Annotated in this window: 14 protein-coding genes and 2 tRNA genes; 8 read left to right on the forward strand and 8 right to left on the reverse strand. The window is 39.3% G+C overall.

From position 1 onward, the window contains the following. Nucleotides 1-37: 37 nt before the first annotated feature. The 5 genes from aceE to rsgA form a co-directional block, all read right to left on the reverse strand. A complete protein-coding gene (gene aceE, locus L4F91_RS05275; protein ID WP_395897737.1) occupies nt 38-2,701 on the reverse strand; it encodes a pyruvate dehydrogenase (acetyl-transferring), homodimeric type in 2,664 nt (887 codons plus the stop codon). 364 nt (nt 2,702-3,065) lie between these two features. Next, nucleotides 3,066-3,566, reverse strand: a complete 501-nt coding sequence (gene crr, locus L4F91_RS05280) for a PTS glucose transporter subunit IIA (RefSeq protein ID WP_250350223.1) — start codon at nt 3,564-3,566, stop codon at nt 3,066-3,068. Between the two features lie 62 nt (nt 3,567-3,628). After that, complete coding sequence (gene ptsI, locus L4F91_RS05285) at nt 3,629-5,356, reverse strand: phosphoenolpyruvate-protein phosphotransferase PtsI (RefSeq protein ID WP_250350222.1); 1,728 nt, start codon at nt 5,354-5,356, stop codon at nt 3,629-3,631. Nucleotides 5,357-5,454: 98 nt separating this feature from the next. Further along, nucleotides 5,455-5,712: a phosphocarrier protein Hpr gene (ptsH, locus tag L4F91_RS05290; protein ID WP_100295592.1), complete on the reverse strand. Its 258-nt coding sequence runs from the start codon at nt 5,710-5,712 to the stop codon at nt 5,455-5,457. Between the two features lie 216 nt (nt 5,713-5,928). Continuing rightward, nucleotides 5,929-6,990, reverse strand: a complete 1,062-nt coding sequence (gene rsgA / locus L4F91_RS05295; protein ID WP_395897740.1) for a small ribosomal subunit biogenesis GTPase RsgA — start codon at nt 6,988-6,990, stop codon at nt 5,929-5,931. An 80-nt stretch (nt 6,991-7,070) separates the two neighbouring features. On the opposite strand from rsgA, the gene orn reads away from it, so the two are divergent. From orn to L4F91_RS05310, 3 genes are all read left to right on the forward strand, one after another. Then, the gene (gene orn / locus L4F91_RS05300) at nt 7,071-7,619 is read left to right on the forward strand and encodes an oligoribonuclease (protein ID WP_250350220.1); all 549 of its coding nucleotides are present in this window, start codon (nt 7,071-7,073) and stop codon (nt 7,617-7,619) included. Between the two features lie 131 nt (nt 7,620-7,750). Beyond that, nucleotides 7,751-7,826, forward strand: a tRNA-Gly gene (locus L4F91_RS05305). Nucleotides 7,827-7,841: 15 nt separating this feature from the next. Next, nucleotides 7,842-7,917 (forward strand) — tRNA-Gly (locus L4F91_RS05310). A 148-nt stretch (nt 7,918-8,065) separates the two neighbouring features. Here the strand turns inward: L4F91_RS05310 and topA are convergent. After that, complete coding sequence (gene topA / locus L4F91_RS05315; protein ID WP_395897742.1) at nt 8,066-10,669, reverse strand: type I DNA topoisomerase; 2,604 nt, start codon at nt 10,667-10,669, stop codon at nt 8,066-8,068. A 101-nt stretch (nt 10,670-10,770) separates the two neighbouring features. Between topA and L4F91_RS05320 the strand changes: the two genes are divergently transcribed. After that, nucleotides 10,771-11,673, forward strand: a complete 903-nt coding sequence (locus L4F91_RS05320; RefSeq protein ID WP_395897744.1) for a LysR family transcriptional regulator — start codon at nt 10,771-10,773, stop codon at nt 11,671-11,673. An 89-nt stretch (nt 11,674-11,762) separates the two neighbouring features. Here the strand turns inward: L4F91_RS05320 and sppA are convergent, their stop codons facing one another. Beyond that, entirely contained in the window at nt 11,763-13,628 is a 1,866-nt protein-coding gene (gene sppA / locus L4F91_RS05325; RefSeq protein ID WP_395897746.1) for a signal peptide peptidase SppA, read from the reverse strand. 197 nt (nt 13,629-13,825) lie between these two features. On the opposite strand from sppA, the gene L4F91_RS05330 reads away from it, so the two are divergent. Together L4F91_RS05330 and L4F91_RS05335 are read left to right on the forward strand one after the other, a co-directional pair. Then, nucleotides 13,826-14,059: a hypothetical protein gene (locus L4F91_RS05330; protein ID WP_395897748.1), complete on the forward strand. Its 234-nt coding sequence runs from the start codon at nt 13,826-13,828 to the stop codon at nt 14,057-14,059. Between the two features lie 221 nt (nt 14,060-14,280). Then, the gene (locus L4F91_RS05335) at nt 14,281-14,835 is read left to right on the forward strand and encodes an NAD(P)H nitroreductase (protein WP_265761895.1); all 555 of its coding nucleotides are present in this window, start codon (nt 14,281-14,283) and stop codon (nt 14,833-14,835) included. Nucleotides 14,836-14,888: 53 nt separating this feature from the next. Here the strand turns inward: L4F91_RS05335 and thiI are convergent, their stop codons facing one another. Continuing rightward, nucleotides 14,889-16,337, reverse strand: a complete 1,449-nt coding sequence (gene thiI / locus L4F91_RS05340; protein WP_395897750.1) for a tRNA uracil 4-sulfurtransferase ThiI — start codon at nt 16,335-16,337, stop codon at nt 14,889-14,891. Nucleotides 16,338-16,554: 217 nt separating this feature from the next. Here thiI and xseB point away from each other — a divergent pair, with 217 nt between their 5' ends. Both xseB and ispA read left to right on the forward strand, forming a co-directional pair. Beyond that, the gene (gene xseB, locus L4F91_RS05345) at nt 16,555-16,803 is read left to right on the forward strand and encodes an exodeoxyribonuclease VII small subunit (RefSeq protein WP_250350213.1); all 249 of its coding nucleotides are present in this window, start codon (nt 16,555-16,557) and stop codon (nt 16,801-16,803) included. Nucleotides 16,804-16,828: 25 nt separating this feature from the next. Beyond that, nucleotides 16,829-17,719, forward strand: a complete 891-nt coding sequence (ispA, locus tag L4F91_RS05350) for a (2E,6E)-farnesyl diphosphate synthase (RefSeq protein WP_250363049.1) — start codon at nt 16,829-16,831, stop codon at nt 17,717-17,719. Nucleotides 17,720-17,782 lie beyond the last annotated feature (63 nt).

Consider the following 17,782-nt stretch of genomic DNA (forward strand, 5'->3'; position numbering starts at 1 on the left):
AAAACTCCCCTCACCAAAGCAAGGGGAGCGATGTTAATTATGCGTAAAGTGGATTAATTTTATCTGCATCAATGCCATATTTTGCAATAGCATCTGCCACAACTTTCTTATCAACTGTACCTTGTTTTGCAAGCTCAGTTAATGCGGCGATCACAACATAATGTGCATTCACTTCAAAATGTTCACGTAAGTTTTCACGGCTGTCTGAACGACCAAAACCGTCTGTACCTAATACACGATAACTTTGTGCTGGCACATAAGCACGTACTTGTTCTGCATAAAGCTTGATGTAATCTGTCGCTGCCACAGCCGGCGCATCATTCATTACTTGTGCAATGTATGGTGTTTTGGCTTCTGCTTCAGGATGTAATAAGTTCCAACGCTCTACATTTGCGCCATCTCGTGCAACTTCGGTAAATGAAGTTACGCTATACACATCAGAAGTAACACCAAAGTCATCTGCAAGCAATTTCGCTGCTTCACGAACGTGGCGTAAAATCGCACCTGAACCTAATAATTGAACTTTGCCTTTACCTTGTCCTGTTACCGTTTCAAATTTATAAATACCTTTACGAATACCCTCTTCTGCACCTTTTGGCATTGCAGGTTGCTCATAGGTTTCATTTAAGGTTGTGATGTAGTAGTACACATCTTCTTGCTCTGGACCATACATCCGGCGAACGCCGTCTTGAATAATCACAGGCACTTCAAACGCAAAAGCAGGATCATAAGAAATACAGTTTGGAATAACTGAAGATTGAATATGGCTATGACCATCTTCGTGCTGTAAGCCTTCACCGTTTAGCGTTGTACGACCTGATGTACCACCAATCATAAAGCCACGCGCACGTTGGTCGCCAGCTAACCACATTAAATCACCAACACGTTGGAAACCAAACATTGAGTAATACACAAAGAATGGAATCATTGGCACGTTGTTTGTGCTATAAGAAGTTGCTGCCGCAATCCAAGATGCAGTTGCACCTTGTTCATTAATCCCTTCTTGTAACACTTGACCATCAATGGCTTCACGATAGTAAGAAACTTGTTCGCGATCTTGTGGCGTATAGTTTTGTCCGTGTGGGTTATAAATACCAATTTGACGGAATAACCCTTCCATACCGAAAGTACGTGCTTCGTCTGCAATAATTGGCACAATGTGTTTACCCACAGATTTATTTTTCAACAATACGTTTAATGAACGAACAAACGCCATTGTGGTTGAAATTGGACGAGATTGGGCTTCAAATAATTGGGCAAACTCCTCTAACGCTGGCACTTCAAGCTCATAGGTAAAGCGTGGCGCACGCGTTGGTAAATAACCATTTAATGCTTGACGGCGCTCGTGAAGATATTTGTATTCTTCTGAATCTTCTTCAAACTTGATATATGGTAATTTTTCAATCTCTTCATCGGATACCGCAATATTGAAACGATCGCGAACGTGTTTAACGCCCGACATATCCATTTTCTTAACTTGGTGAGCAATATTTTTACCTTCCGCTGCATCACCCATACCATAACCTTTAATGGTTTTCACTAATAGCACAACAGGTTTATCTTTAACTTGTTTTGCTTTATTGAATGCGGCAAAGACTTTTAATGGATCGTGACCACCACGGTTCAATGCCCAGATTTCATCATCGGTCATTTCAGCCACTAATGCTTCAGTTTCAGGGTAACGTCCAAAGAAGTGTTTACGAACATAAGCACCATCTTTTGCTTTGAAGGTTTGATAATCGCCATCAACCACTTCCATCATTAATTGCAATAATTTACCTGAAGTATCACGTTGTAATAAACGATCCCAACGGCGACCCCAAACAACTTTAATTACTTCCCAGCCACAACCGTTAAATTGCGCTTCTAATTCTTGAATGATTTTGCCATTACCTGTTACAGGGCCGTCTAAGCGTTGTAAGTTACAGTTGATAACAAAAACAAGGTTATCTAATTTTTCACGAGCGGCAAAAGCAAGCCCACCACGAGATTCTACTTCGTCCATTTCGCCATCACCTAAGAATGCGTAAACAGTTTGATCTGCGGTATCTTTCAAGCCACGATTATGTAAATATTTTAAGAAACGTGCTTGATAAATGGCATTCAATGGACCAAGCCCCATTGATACAGTTGGGAATTGCCAGAATTCAGGCATTAATTTAGGGTGCGGGTAAGAAGAAAGCCCTTTTCCGTGTACTTCTTGACGGAAATTATCTAGTTGTTCTTCAGTTAAACGTCCTTCAACAAAAGCACGCGCATAAATCCCCGGAGAAATATGACCTTGGAAGAAAACTAAGTCGCCACCATTTTTTTCGGTACGCGCTTTAAAGAAATGGTTGAAACAAACTTCATAGATTGTCGCAGAAGATTGGAAAGATGACATATGACCGCCAAGCTCTAGATCTTTTTTAGAGGCTCTTAATACCATCATAATTGCATTCCAACGAATTGCACTACGGATACGGCGTTCAAGATCTAAATTACCCGGGTAGTTTGGCTCTTCCTCAACAGGAATAGTATTAATATAATCAGTGGTAACACCCGTTGGTAAAGAGACTGAATTTGCACGAGCGTGCTGCATTAATTGCTCAATAATAAACTGTGCTCTTTCAACACCTTCTTCACGAATTACTGAGTCGATCGCCAATAACCAATCATTGGTTTCGATCGGATCTACGTCATTTCTTAACATTTCTGACATAGTCTTTTCCTTATTTATTAAGTTGAAGTTAAGTTCAATTTCTATCTGAAACTGAACAACGAATGGATAACTAATACTTATATCTGGGCTATTTTACAACTATTAAAACCCGTTTACAAATATTTAACAAAGATTATAAAAAATATAAGATTTGTTGAAATGAGAAAATATTGCTAAGTCTATAGAAAGACAAAAAATTTATGAAAAAATTCCACCGCACTTTACATAATGGGTAAAGCGCGTAAATGGCTAATCATCTTTTTCTTAACTATTTTACAGATAAACTTGACCGGTGTTTAACCACATTTCTGCATAACAAAAAGCCCATTCACTTAATGGAATGGGCTTGATTATATGAGGTCTTTTATTTTTTCACGACAAGAACAACAGAATCACCCGCAACAACTTCACCTGTTTTTTTCTCAATATGGCTAACTTCATCCATATTAGAAATGACTACTGGGGTAAGTACAGATTTAGCTTTGGCTTCAAGTAATTCTAAATCTAATTCAATAATGGTATCACCACGTTTTACTGTTTGACCTTCTTCGGCAATACGTCTAAACCCTTCCCCTTTTAATTCAACGGTATCAATACCAAAGTGTACGAATAATTCCACACCATCGGTAGATTCCATTGAGAAAGCGTGGTTAGTTTCAAAGATTTTGCCTACAACGCCATCAACAGGGGCAACAAGTTTATTACCGGTTGGGCGAATTGCAATTCCATCACCCACAATTTTTTCTGAAAAAACCACATCAGGCACATCTTCAATATTCACAATATCACCTGAAAGCGGTGCATAAATCTCTACTTCAACGGTTTTATTGCTTTTTGAACCAAATAATTTATCAAAAAAACCCATTTTTAGTCTCCTACTAAGTGAATGTTTGGGCTATTCTAGCCCAAAACTTGAATAATTGGTATCTAGTTTAATGCTTTTTCTGCTAAAAAATCAGCCACCAATTTTTCAATATCTGCGGCAGTTGGTTGCGCTAAGGCTTTCTCTGCCAAGACTTTAGCATCTTGATAATTTACATTACGGATTAATTTTTTGATTCTTGGCACAGAAATGGCACTCATACTAAACTCGTCTAAACCCATACCGAGTAATAATAAAGTGGCTCTCTCATCACCTGCTAGCTCACCACACATTCCCGTCCATTTACCTTCTGCGTGAGAGGCATCAATCACTTGCTTAATTAAGCTCAATACAGATGGTGTCATTGGGTTATATAAATGAGAAATTAACTCGTTACCACGATCCACCGCAAGGGTATATTGTGTTAAATCATTAGTACCGATACTGAAGAAATCAACTTCTTTCGCTAAGAATTTCGCATTTACTGCGGCTGATGGGGTTTCCACCATTACACCAATTTGAATATTTTCATCAAACGCCTTACCTTCATTACGTAACTGCTCTTTTAATCGTGTAATTTCTTCTTTTAAGGTACGAATTTCTTCCACAGAAATAATCATTGGGAACATTACTGCTAATTTACCGAAAGCAGACGCTCTTAATACCGCCCTTAATTGAGCATGTAAAATTTCTTTACGGTCTAACGCAATACGAATCGCACGCCAGCCTAAGAATGGGTTCATTTCTTTTGGTAGGTTCAAATAAGGTAATTCTTTATCTCCACCAATATCCATCGTTCTTAATACAACTAAACGGCCATTCATTGCTTCAACGACTTCTTTATAAGCAATAAATTGTTCTTCTTCTGTTGGAAGTTGATCGCGATCCATAAACAAAAATTCTGTGCGATATAAGCCTACGCCTTCCGCACCATTACGATCAGCTCCTTCTACATCACGAATCGTACCGATATTTGCTACCACATCAACACGATGTCCATCTAAAGTAAGTGCTGGTAAATCTTTTAATTTAGCTAATTCTGCTTTCTCTTCCGCTAATTGGGCTTCTAAGGCTTTTAAGCGTTCAATTTCATCTTGGCTTGGATTCACATAAACACAATTATTCACCGCATCAAGAATTAAGAAATCTCCCGTATTTACTTGCTGCGTAACCGTATTTGTTCCCACAATGGCCGGCAATTCTAATGAACGCGCCATAATAGAAGTATGAGACGTTCTACCGCCAATATCTGTAATAAAACCAAGCACTTTGTCAAGGTTAAGCTGTGCAGTTTCTGATGGCGTTAAATCATAAGCCACAAGAATGGCTTCTTCGTTAATCTCACCCAGATCAACAATGTGCATACCTAAAATATTCTTGATTAAACGATTACCAATATCGCGAATATCTCCTGCACGTTCTTTTAAATACTCGTCATCAATTTCTGATAACATTGCCACTTGCTGATCAATAATTGTGCTTGCGGCAACACCCGCATTCACTTTATTAGAACGTAAATAATCAATGATTTCTTCTTCTAATTCTTCATCTTCCAAAATCATTAAGTGACCTTCAAAGATCGCGGCTTTTTCTTCACCTAATGAAGCATAAGCACGATCTTTAATTGCGGTTAATTGCTCAATGGCTGCATTGCGTCCTTCATAAAAACGTGCAACCTCAGCGTCAACTTGGTCGTCTTGAATTTTTTGCGTATCAAGTACGATTTTTTCTTCTTTTAAAACAAGCGCTTTACCGAAAACAATACCGGGTGATGCTGGAATACCTGAAATCATAATGACCTTCCGAACTAATAATTAAATTTGGCTATAAATAGAACAATAGCCACAAACGAACTTTTTCTAGGAAGTAAAATTTGTGGCTAATGATGTGATTACTCTAAAGTAGGAATTAATGCAACTAAATGATCTACTGCTTTTTGCTCATCTTCACCTTCAGCAGAAATGGTGATCACCGTACCTTGAGTCAAACCTAAAGTTTGTAATTTGAAAAGGCTTTTTGCACTTGCACTTTTGCCCCCAGAAGTTACTGTAATATCTGAAGCAAAGGCTTTTGCTTCTTTTACGAACTGCGCTGCTGGGCGAGTATGTAAACCATTTGGAGCAATAATTTCAACATCTTTTGAGTACATAGTAAAATCCTCTTAATCATTGTTTGAGTATAAATTTTGTTTTGACATCAAACAGCAACAACGGCTGTTCAATTATGTATTTATTTCATCTCTAAAAATAAATCTCGAAATAGTATTCAACTTAACACAACAATAATCAACCCCAATCACCATAAAATTTGAACTAAATCACAAAAAAACACTTAAAGCGACGGTTTTTTATGCGGTTATTAACCTTTATTTAACCATTGCCTTGACTGAAAAGTGTCTATGATCTTTTGTTTCTAACAAACTCTCAATTAAATTATGGTAGTTTTTAAATCTTACTGGATCAATTTTTCCTTGCTCTACAGCCTCACGCAAGGCGCATCCCGGATCATTCAAATGTTTACAATCCCTAAACTTGCAAGTACCTAACACGTATTGGAATTCGCGGTATCCTTTTGTGATTTGATCGGCATCTAAATGCCATAAACCAAACTCTCGAATCCCCGGTGAATCGATCAAATTTCCTCCTTGTGGTAAATGGTACAGGCGAGAAGAGGTTGTGGTATGACGTCCTAATCCCGATCCTTCACTCACAGTTCCAACCTGAGCATTAACATCAGGCAAAATACTGTTGATTAAACTGGATTTCCCTACGCCTGATTGTCCGACAAAAATAGATGATCCGTTAGACAAAAGTGCGGTAAGATTTTGCATATTTTCGCCAGTTTTTGCGGAAATCATCAGCGTTTGATAACCAATTTTTTCATAAATCTTAAGCTGATTTTCTACTGCGCTTCGCTGAGTTTGAGAGAATAAATCAGCTTTATTAATCACGATCACTGCAGGAATTCTCGCATTTTCACACACCACCAAATAGCGATCGACAATATTCCAAGACAAATCTGGCACAACGGCTGACACAATAATAATGCGATCAATATTGGCAGCAATAACCTTTAATCCATCATAATAATCTGGGCGAGCAATCTCGTTACGACGTGGATGAATTGCTTCAATCACGCCACTTACTCCTTGCAATTGCTCATTGCCCTCTCGCCATATGACATTATCCCCAACAACCACATTAGCTAAAGTGCGGCGTAAATTACAACGAAAAATTTGCCCTTGCTCATTTTCTACATCAGCGTGTAAAGAATAGCGCGTTACCACTGTACCTTCTTGCGTTGGACCTAGCATTTCATCTTGCCACTGAATTTCTTTACTTTCCTTCAATTTGTGACGTTGTAATGTTTTTGCGTTGTTAGAACGAATTCTACGTTGCTGATTGTAAGTTAATTTTTGTTTGCTCAAAGATAAATCCTTAAAGTGGAGTTGATTTTCGGTTAAACTATTCCGAACTCATCAAAATAACACTGATATAGGATACCCTAATGCAATTAGATAAACAAAACCTTATTTGGATTGACTTAGAAATGACGGGCTTAGATCCAGAAAAAGAACGCATTATTGAAATCGCCACCATTGTCACAGATAAAAATCTTAATATTCTTGCTGAGGGGCCTGTGCTTGCAATTCATCAGCCCGATAGTCTACTTGCCAAAATGAGTGATTGGTGTCAAAAAACTCATCGTGAAAACGGCTTAATTGAACGTGTAAAACAAAGCAAACTCAGCGAACGTGCTGCGGAATTACAAACTTTAGATTTTCTCAAAAAGTGGGTACCTAAAGGGGCTTCTCCAATTTGTGGCAATAGTGTGGCACAAGATAAACGCTTTCTATTCAAATATATGCCAGAACTGGCCAACTATTTTCATTATCGCCATCTTGACGTTAGCACGCTCAAAGAGCTTGCCTCACGTTGGAACCCAGAAATGTTAAAAGGATTTAGTAAGAAAAATACGCATCTTGCTTTAGATGATATCCGTGAATCTATTGCCGAGCTAGCTTATTATCGAGAGCATTTTATCAAAATGCCTTAGCCTATTTATTATTAAGGAAGAGGAGATTCTTGCTTTCTGATCAATAACTAAACAAGCAATCAACTTTTTTATAATTTTACTTGCGGGCGTAAAAATTTTTCGTATAATACGCCCCGTTCCTTACGGAATATGCGGGAATAGCTCAGTTGGTAGAGCACGACCTTGCCAAGGTCGGGGTCGCGAGTTCGAGCCTCGTTTCCCGCTCCAATTTTCTTATATCTTGCGGGAATAGCTCAGTTGGTAGAGCACAACCTTGCCAAGGTTGGGGTCGCGAGTTCGAGCCTCGTTTCCCGCTCCAAATTTTCTTCCTATTATAATTTAGCAAAATTAACGTAGTATTTTTATTCTATCCTTTCTAATCTGCTCTAATAATTTGACTAACAAAAAACGACAGCCCGAAATCGAACTATCGTCTTTTTATATCAAAATAACCTTTATATTAAACGCTATTTCCCATTCTCAACCCATTTTCCCTCAATATAATCAACACGCCATTTTGTGGCTTTACCATTTTTTTCTGACGTAACATATTGACGTTTTTCTTTTCGGCTAAAACGTACAATCGCTTCATAACCTTCAGGATCTTTCTGTGGTGCATCGGCCAAATATTGTAACTTCTCAGGTAAACGATCGCGATATTGTGCTAATTCAGCCACTTTTGCTGCACGAGTTTCACGTGATTTTGGAAAATTATGCGCAGACATAAACACGCCACTTGCCCCATCACGCAAAACAAAATAAGCATCTGAATTTTCACATTTTAACTCTGGGAAATGTACGGGCTCTTCTTTAGGTGGTGCAACTTCACCATTTTTTAAGATTTTACGCGTGTTATCACATTGGGTACAGGCCATATATTTACCAAAGCGCCCTAATTTTAAGTGCATATCCGCACCGCACTTATCACATTCAACAATCGGACCATCATAGCCTTTAATTTTAAACTCACCTTGCTCCACGAGGTAGCCATCACAATTTGGATTATTCCCACAGACATAAAGTTTACGTTGCGGATCAATAATATAGCTATCCATTGCCGTGCCACATTTCGGGCAACGTTTGCGTTCCATCAGCGCTTTCGTTTCGGAAGCTTCGTCCAGAACGTTTAATAATTCAGCTTCAGGAATTAAATTTATCGTGGTTTTACACCGCTCTTTTACTGGTAAGGCATAGCCTGAACAGCCTAAAAATACCCCTGTACTGGCAGTGCGAATTGCCATTGGGCGGCCACAAGTTGGGCATTTAATATCGGTTAGCACAAGGCTATTTGGCTTCATTCCGCCTTCTAGTTCATCTAATTCGGCTTGACTAAGTTGTGCGGAAAAATCTTTAAAGAATTGATTTAATTCTGTTTTCCAATTTTTTTCTCCGCTAGCAATTTGATCCAGCACATCTTCCATATTCGCGGTAAAATCATAGTTCATTAAATCAGCAAAAGATTGATTAAGCCGATCTGTCACAATTTCGCCCATTTTTTCTGCATAAAAACGACGGTTTTCTACACGTACGTAGCCACGTTCTTGAATGGTTGAAATAATTGCTGCGTAAGTAGAAGGACGACCAATACCACGCTTCTCTAGCTCTTTGACTAATGCTGCTTCGCTAAAACGTGCTGGTGGCTTGGTGAAATGTTGCTGTGGAATTACCTCTTTTAAATTTAGCTGATCGTTCACCGCAACATCAGGTAACACTTGATCTTCGGCGCTTTTACTCATTGCTGGTAACACCTTTGTCCAACCATCAAAACGCAAAATACGCCCTTTTGCTTTCAAGCTATAATCCCCTGCGGTTACCGTGAGTGTTGAGCTATCATATTGCGCTGCTGGCATTTGACAAGCAACAAATTGGCGCCAAATAAGATCATATAAACGCACCGCATCTTTTTCCATTCCTTGTACATCTGCTGCTAATATACGCACATCAGAAGGACGAATGGCTTCGTGTGCTTCTTGGGCATTTTCCTTGCTAGAATAAAAATTTGGCTTGGTCGGTAAATAGGTCTCACCATAATGGGAGCCAATATAATCACGCACCATATTTAACGCATCTTTACTCAAATTTGTGCTATCGGTACGCATATAAGTGATATAACCCGCCTCGTATAAACGTTGCGCTAGCATCATCGTTTTTTTCACACCAAAATTTAGTCGAGTGCTTGCTGTTTGTTGCAAGGTTGAAGTGATAAAGGGCGCTTTCGGTTTGGAGCTGGTTGGTTTGGTTTCTAAATCAGAAACGATATAGTCAGATTTTTGTAAAAAATCCACCGCACTTTGTGCTTGTTGCGCATTCTTCGGCTCAAATTTTTTACCTTTAAAACTGGTTACATCAAGGCGTAAGCCAATTTTCTGTGCGGTTTCCGTTTGCACCGCAACTTCCCAATATTCTTCAGGTTGAAATGCCTTGATTTCTCGTTCACGCTCAACTAACAGCTTTACTGCCACGGACTGCACTCGCCCAGCGGATAAGCCACGGGCGACTTTTTTCCATAACAGTGGCGATACCATAAAGCCCACCACGCGGTCAAGAAAACGACGTGTTTGTTGTGCATTAACACGATCAATATTTAAATGTTCTGGATGCTCAAAGGCTTGCTTAATAGCATTTTTCGTGATTTCATTAAATACCACTCGACTAAAACGCTTATCATCACCACCAATCACTTCACGCAAATGCCACGCAATCGCTTCTCCCTCTCTATCCAAATCGGTAGCAAGGTAAATATGATCCGCTTTTTTAGCGAGAGATTTCAGTTCTGCAACCACTTTTTCTTTGCCCGGTAAAATCTGATAGTTTGCTTTCCAGCCGTGATAAGGATCAATCCCCATTCGTTTGACTAAGGCATTACGTTCTTTTTCTTGCTTAATGGCTTGTTTTTCTTCCGTGCTTAATCCTTTGGTGGAAATTGGTTTAGCTTTCTCTCCCGTACTTCCCGCCGTTGGCAAATCACGAATATGTCCCACACTGGATTTTACAATATAATCTTTTCCTAAATACTTATTAATGGTTTTCGCTTTGGCTGGCGACTCCACTATCACTAAAGATTTACTCATCTTTTTCTTTACCTAATTTCTGCTAACTTGTGTAAAATTGCCCGATATATTGCGGACTATCTTATGTAAGGTCAATCATTTTTTTAAAAAAGGAAGCATAAATGGATAAACTGAATGCAATTTCTGTCTTTTGTAAAGTGGTAGAAACGCAAAGTTTTACCCAAACAGCAATTCAACAAAATATCTCTGTTGCGATGGCAAGTAAGCTGGTTTCCCAGCTGGAAGAACAGCTTAAAACGCGCCTGTTACAACGTACGACAAGAAAGATCGTTCCCACTGAAGCTGGGTTACTTTATTATCAACGTTGTTTGCCGATTCTGGAAGAGTTACAAGATGCGGAAGCAAGTATCAGTAATCTCGCGACTACGTTGCAAGGTAAGTTGCATATTTCTGTGCCACGTGATTTTGGCTTGCGTTTTATTGCCCCCAATTTGGGGTTATTTCTGCACGCCCACCCTAATCTTGAAGTTGATATTGAATTTAACGATCGTTTAGTGGATTTAATTACCGAAGGATTTGATCTCGCCTTACGCATTGGCAATTTGCAAGATAGCTCATTGGTGGCAAAAAAAATTGCTCGTTCAACAATGCATATCGTAGGTTCGCCAGATTATTTCGCAAAAAACGGCGTGCCACAGACCCCGGAAGAATTATATCAGCACAAAATAATGCTATATAAATCCAACAATAATCAAATATTTTGGGAATTTATTAATGGAACAAGAATTGACCGTTTACGCATTCAGTCTGATGTAATGTGTAACAGTGGCTTGGCATTGGCTGAATTAGCGAAATCAGGACTAGGCATTGTGAATTCACCGCGTTTTCTGATTGAAAATGAATTAACTTCGGGAGAATTAGTCGAAGTCCTTGCAGATTACCCACAGCATCAGATTGATTTAAACATTGTCTATCCTCACCGCCGTCATCTTGCGGCTAAAGTAAAAGCGTTTATTGATTTTTTAAGCCGACTTGGTTTATGCCAAGAAGATATTGCAAAATAGAACGCTCTCTCGGTAATAACGAAATAAAAAGTGCGGTATTATTTTTAAAAATTTTCCCCTTCTATTTACATAAAAGGGGAAACACATTTTTAATGCAACGTTCCGCAATTAATACAGTATAAATACTGCCCTTTTGGATCGTTAAATTGACTCAATTGGTTAAGTTGTTGTTTTACTTCACCGAATGGTTTTGCTAAGCCAAGGGAGCTGAATAATTGTTGTTGTACGCCTTTACCAAAGCCTTTCATCAATGTATCGAATAGAGAATCATTACGTTCGATTAACCATTCTACACTAAATTCTTCGGCAGGTTGCTCGCCTTGTTTTGCCTGAGCTAATTCTGTTGCCTTCGCTACCGCACGATCAAAATCGCCCAGTTCGTCCACCAATTTATTTTGCAATGCCTCCGCTCCTAACCACACTTGACCTTGTGCAATTTTATCCACCTCAGGTTTAGCCAACTGGCGACCTTGGCTCACAAGAGAAAGGAATTTATCGTAGCCGTGTTCAATTTCAAGTTGATAAATATCACCTTTTACTTTTGAAATACCACGAAAAGAAGACTGCTGGCTTAAAGGCGAGGTTGCCACGCCATCGGCATTCACGCCAATTTCTGCTACCGCTTTCTCAAAAGTAGGAACAATTGAAAAAATACCGATTGATCCCGTAATGGTATCCGCATCAGCGAAAATATAATCAGCAGTACTCGCAATCCAATAACCGCCTGAAGCAGCCATAGCCCCCATTGATACCACCACTGGCTTCCCAGCTTGTTGTAAATGGACAATTTCCTGACGAATAATTTCCGAAGCAAAGGCGCTTCCACCGGGGCTATTAATGCGTAAAATCACCGCTTTAATTTTTTTATCTTCATAAGCCTGACGCAACAACGTAGCGATAGTATCACCGCCAACGCCATTTTCATCAGTTTCACCATCAATAATAGCCCCTTCAACATTAACTACCGCAATACGATTTTCCCCCTCGCCGTCTATGCGATCAGGTAATGCAGCCAAATAGCGATCAAATGGCAATAGCTTTGCTTCACCCTCTGCATTTTTACCAAAAAGTGCGGTGAGTTTTTTCGCTAACGTAAAACGATCAGCGAGTTGCGTAACGAATTTTTGCTGTTGAGCATACGCGGTGAGATCACCATTTAACGCTTTCAAATGGGCAAAATATTGCTCTGCTTCAGGTAATATGTCAGCGACAGGAATTTGACGATTGTCCGCAATCAGCGTTTTATAATCCGTCCACATCGCACTTAACCAACGCTGCATATTGGCTTTTGCTTCTGGCGACATATCGTTACGCAAAAACGGTTCAACGGCAGATTTATAAGTCCCGACACGAAAAATATGTGGCGTAATTTTTAACTTATCAAGCAAATCTTTGTAATACAGATTGTCCACTGCCAAGCCTTGAATTTCCACCGCACCAATTGGATTGAGATAGATTTCATCCGCATAACTTGCTAGCACATATTGTTTTTGTGAATAACTATCTGCATAAGCAATCACAGGCTTACCACTTTGTTTAAATTCATTAATCGCATTGCCCACATATTTAATCGCGGGTAAATCTGCTCCTTCAAAGCGGTTAAGATCTAACACCAAGCCTTTAATGCGTGGATCATTGATCGCAGATCGAATGCTATATATCAAATCAAATGTTGAAATTTGACGTGGTACATATTGGGAGTCCACTTCTTTCAGCAAATCTTGCAAAGAGTGAATTTCTTCTCGGTTATCCGCTAAATACCCCTCTAAATTAAGTAATAATGCCCCTTCATCTGCACCAAGTGGGGCTTGTGTTTCTTTATTTGCATTTGTCAGCAAACCTACCATTGCAAAAACAAAGAGTACAAAAACAAGGAAGACTAAATTCATCACAACATTACGAATAAAATTTAATCCTCGCCATAGCATTGACCCTAATTTCATCAGCGACTTCATAAATTTCCTTATTATTTAACGTTATTTAAGAAAGCGTATCATAAACAGATTAACCAACAAATGCGACTAATTCTTTATAGCACTGCTATTTTTATCAGCGCTAGTTTATTTTCTCGATCAGGATCGTAAAACTTGCAAAAAAATCACCGCACTTAACATAATTTTGCTATGGTTGTTTTCAATACAAGGAGATGGTAATGCTGAATTTATTTAAACGCCCAATTGAAATAGAAACGGTAGAAGCTTGGGCAAAACTGTTGGAAGATATTGCCAAAGTTGCGATACTTGCTGTGCCTATGATAATATTCGGTCAAAATGGTGTACTCTTTAAGATTGCGAGTAGTTTCACATTAATGTTTGTGAGTTATGCTACACTCGTACTAGGAAAACAGTTACGAAAGCACAAATCTCAACTATCAAAGGAGGATTAAATGGAACTAACGATTGGACTACTTGTTCTATTAGGCATAGTTTTAGCTTTTGGTGCTGGCATTAATCACACCATAAAACAAGCAGAAAAAGAAGATAAAAAAAACTGATTCTATCAGCCCCTAATACGAAGGGGCTTTTTTACTACACGAATATAATACAAAAATTTATGCGATAATCCATCGCATATTGCATAACAAGAATAATCATAAAAGGACTGATTATGGATGCTTTAACCCTACTCACTTCACGCCGTTCTAATAAAAAACTCTTTGCACCGGCACCAAGCAAAGCGCAACTTGAACAGATTTTCCAAGCGGCATTACACGTCCCCGATCACGGAAAGTTACAGCCTTATCGCTTTGTGGTGATCGAAAAAGAGGGATTAACTCAATTAGGCGATTTACTAAAAAATGCGGTACAAGAATTTAATTTAGGTGAAGAGCGGTTGAAAAAAGCAGAAAATTTACCAAATCGTGCGCCAATGATCATTGCAGTGATCGCCAAAATTCAAAAAGATATTGCCAAAGTACCCGCTTGGGAACAAATGCTGACCGCTGGCTGTGCAACTTATGCAATGCAACTAGCGGCTAATGCACAAGGCTTTGACAATGTTTGGGTAACCGGCCCTTGGGTTGATGGTTCAGACTTGCGCCAAGCCTTTCATTGTGAAAATTCAGACAAAATTGTTGCATTCATTATGCTTGGCACTGCTGAAGAAAAAATCAACCGAGAATCCAAACAGATCAATTTGGAACAATTCGTCAGCTATTTATAGCATATGAAAAAGTAACAAAAAATCACCGCACTTAGAAAATGCGGTGATATTACTTATTTTCTAAACACTCTCACATTCCCAAACCCATTTTCTTTCAAATAAAGTGCTTGGAGTTTGCTCATTACGCCTCGTTCACAGTAAAGGACGTAATTTTTATGTTGGTCAAGTTCTGGAAATAGGGAAGAAAGTTTATAGAATGGGATTAAACGCACTTCTTGCCCTTCGAGTTCTAATGGGTTTTCATCTGTCTCTTCAGGGCTACGGATATCAATGACAATATCGTTTTCGCCTAATACAGAAATCGTATCCACTTCAACCACGTCTTTTTCCGTTTGTTCTGCAATTTGACGAATATCTAAATATTGTGCATTTTGCACCGCACTTTCTAACACGCTGAAATCAAAATGATTTTCTTCGCTAAGAATTTTTTCACGCACCGCTTTAACCGTTGGATTTTTTGAAATTACGCCACAAAATTCAGGCATTGATTTAGCAATATCTTCTGTGCCGATGTCTTTTGCCATTGCAATAATTTGTTCTTTATCGTGGGTGATAAGTGGACGTAATACTAAAGCCTCTGCGGCTTCATCAATCAAGCGTAAATTGGTCAGTGTTTGGCTGGAAACTTGGCCAAGCGCCTCCCCAGTAACAATGGCTTGAATCCCGAAACGCTCTGCCACTTTACTTGCGGCACGCACCATCATTCGTTTTAATACCACGCCCATTTGCCCGTTATCAATCTTTTCTAAAATTTCTGCTACCACAGGTTCAAAATTGATTGCGACAAAACGCACTTTGTGCGAGCCACTAAAGCGATGCCAAATGTGATAGGCCATTTGTTTCACACCAATTTCGTGTGCCGCACCGCCAAGATTAAAGAAGCAATAATGAACGCGCGAGCCGCGGCGAATCAGCATATAGCTCGATACCCCTGAGTCAAAACCGCCAGAGATAAGTGAAAGCACATCTTCTTGTGTACCAATAGGATAACCACCTAGCCCCGTATGGCGTGCTTTCACCAACATCATTTTGTCGTCTTCAATATCAATGCGAACAGTCACATCAGGGTTGCTGAGTTTCACTTTTGCACTGGCAATGTGTTGATTTAATCCGCCACCAACATAACGCTCCACATCAAGGGAAGAAAAATCGTGCTTTCCTTTACGTTTTACACGTACACAAAAGGTTTTATTTTCAAGTAGATGTGCAACATCTTGCAAAGTTTGTTGGAAAATATCTTGCACGTTGTTAAATGGTTTTTCTTCCACTTCAAGAAAATGGTGAATGCCCGGAATTCGCCCTAATAATTCAATTAATAATGCGCGATTTTCTGCATTTTTTGACCGCACTTCGATATAATCCCAGTGTTTCACCACGGCGACAGTATCATCATATTTATTCAAAATATTGCGAATATTCCCTGTAAGAATTTTAATAAAGCGTTTACGCACACTTTCACTTTTAATCATAATTTCAGGGAAAAGTTTAATAATAAATTTCATTAGAATACTTCTATTTCAAGCAAAAATTGGGCGATATTGTACAACATCTTTTGCAAATCCCCAATTTTTCTCGCTGTTTTCTCGGCAATGCAAGATAAACAAAAGTGCGGTGCTTTTTCTGTGATTTTTTGTGCAACAATCTCGCTATATGCTTTAACAAGTCCATAAAAATACAGTACAATGTGGCATTTATTCAGGTTGGATTTAGGAAAAACAAATGGCACGCAAACCAACAAAAGATGAACATAGCTTAGATTTTGAAGCCACCTTAACTCAATTAGAGAGCATCGTTGCGCGTTTAGAAAGTGGTGAATTACCCTTAGAACAGGCTTTACAGGATTTTGAAAACGGCATTAAGCTGGCGCAATTAGGTCAAGCGCGCTTACAACAGGCAGAACAACGCATTCAAATTTTGCTTTCAAAAAGCGATAAAGCAGAATTGAGCGACTATCAACATAACGAATAAGCAACCCAATAAATAAGCCACTGCTATGGATCAATTTGCACAGGATTTACAACAAGTTCAACAACGGATCAATCAATTTCTCGAACAACAATTTGAGCAAATTGATACGCATCCCTCCCCCCTTGCTCGCGCAATGAAATATGCCCTTTTGCTAGGTGGAAAGCGTGTGCGTCCATTCTTGGTGTATGCCACAGGTAAAATGTTAGGTGCAGAACTCGTGTATTTAGATTATGCCGCAGCAAGCATTGAAGCAATTCACGCTTATTCCTTAGTCCACGATGATTTGCCTGCAATGGATAACGATACGCTACGTCGCGGTCACCCAACTTGTCATATCGCCTTTGATGAAGCTACCGCTGTTCTTGCAGGTGATGCTTTACAAGCCTTTGCCTTTGAATTACTCAGCCAAACGCCTAATTTGTCAGCCGAACAACGTGTTGCTTTAATCGCAGAATTAGCAAAAGCCTCAGGCGTGCAAGGAATGTGTTTGGGGCAAAGCCTAGATTTACAAGCAGAACATCAGCAAGTCAGCTTAGCTGAATTAGAAAGAATTCATCGCAATAAAACAGGTGCATTATTGCGCTGTGCGTTAAAAATGGGCTTTCTTTGTTCCCCATATTTTGCCGATCAACAACTTTGCCAACAGCTCGAACGCTATGCCGATGCCATTGGGCTAGCCTTCCAAGTACAAGATGATATTTTAGATATTGAAGGGGAAAGCGACGTAATCGGCAAAACCGTAGGCGCTGATTTAGCCGCAGATAAAAGCACTTACCCGAAATTACTAGGCTTACAAGGGGCGAAAGAAAAAGCACAAGAACTGCATCAACAAGCCCTTAATGCTTTAGCGGAATTATCTTTTGATAGCTCACCCTTAAAGGCGTTGAGCGAATTTATTGTAACAAGAAAAAATTAATATATTGGACACCGCCTAAGCCTTATTCAGTTAAAGTGCGGTCGAAATTTAACCCTTTTTGGA

Source organism: Avibacterium sp. 20-126 (assembly GCF_044358625.1).
Classification (GTDB): Bacteria; Pseudomonadota; Gammaproteobacteria; order Enterobacterales; family Pasteurellaceae; genus Avibacterium.

Coding starts and splice junctions, on each gene's coding strand:
- aceE (WP_395897737.1), bottom strand. CDS start 2,701: ATGTCAGAAATGTTAAGAAATGACGTAGATCCGATCGAAACCAATGAT.
- crr (WP_250350223.1), bottom strand. CDS start 3,566: ATGGGTTTTTTTGATAAATTATTTGGTTCAAAAAGCAATAAAACCGTT.
- ptsI (WP_250350222.1), bottom strand. CDS start 5,356: ATGATTTCAGGTATTCCAGCATCACCCGGTATTGTTTTCGGTAAAGCG.
- ptsH (WP_100295592.1), bottom strand. CDS start 5,712: ATGTACTCAAAAGATGTTGAAATTATTGCTCCAAATGGTTTACATACT.
- orn (WP_250350220.1), top strand. CDS start 7,071: ATGCAATTAGATAAACAAAACCTTATTTGGATTGACTTAGAAATGACG.
- topA (WP_395897742.1), bottom strand. CDS start 10,669: ATGAGTAAATCTTTAGTGATAGTGGAGTCGCCAGCCAAAGCGAAAACC.
- L4F91_RS05320 (WP_395897744.1), top strand. CDS start 10,771: ATGGATAAACTGAATGCAATTTCTGTCTTTTGTAAAGTGGTAGAAACG.
- sppA (WP_395897746.1), bottom strand. CDS start 13,628: ATGAAGTCGCTGATGAAATTAGGGTCAATGCTATGGCGAGGATTAAAT.
- L4F91_RS05330 (WP_395897748.1), top strand. CDS start 13,826: ATGCTGAATTTATTTAAACGCCCAATTGAAATAGAAACGGTAGAAGCT.
- L4F91_RS05335 (WP_265761895.1), top strand. CDS start 14,281: ATGGATGCTTTAACCCTACTCACTTCACGCCGTTCTAATAAAAAACTC.
- thiI (WP_395897750.1), bottom strand. CDS start 16,337: ATGAAATTTATTATTAAACTTTTCCCTGAAATTATGATTAAAAGTGAA.
- xseB (WP_250350213.1), top strand. CDS start 16,555: ATGGCACGCAAACCAACAAAAGATGAACATAGCTTAGATTTTGAAGCC.
- ispA (WP_250363049.1), top strand. CDS start 16,829: ATGGATCAATTTGCACAGGATTTACAACAAGTTCAACAACGGATCAAT.